Source organism: Corynebacterium sp. MSK044 (assembly GCF_030232825.1).
Lineage (GTDB): Bacteria > Actinomycetota > Actinomycetes > Mycobacteriales > Mycobacteriaceae > Corynebacterium.
Genome location: NZ_JASPJJ010000083.1, coordinates 1 through 263, shown reverse-complemented (window position 1 = coordinate 263; position 263 = coordinate 1). Strand labels below are relative to the sequence as shown.

Sequence of the window (263 nt, the reverse complement as noted above, 5' to 3'; positions counted from 1 at the left end):
CTTCAGCTCAGCGGCAACGCGATCCCGCTGCTCGCTGAGGGTGGCGACGGTGGCCAACGTATCCTCCCGGTGGCGCAGCGCCACGCGCGCGGCGGCCTGGCTCAGCGTCGAGAGGTGGTATGGCAGGCGCACCAGCATGACTGCCTCGATGAACGCCGGGTCGGCCACGAAGTAGCCCAGGCGACCACCAGCAAAGTCGAAGGCCTTGCTCATCGTGCGGGAGACCACGAGCTTGGCCGGGTAGTCCGCCAGCAGCGTGCAAG

At 68.4% G+C, this 263-nt stretch carries 1 protein-coding gene; it reads right to left on the bottom strand.

Features of this window, described 5'->3' with window-relative positions:
- The coding region (locus tag QP994_RS11170) for an aminotransferase class I/II-fold pyridoxal phosphate-dependent enzyme (protein WP_284866846.1) at nucleotides 1–263 on the bottom strand (263 nt) is incomplete at both ends.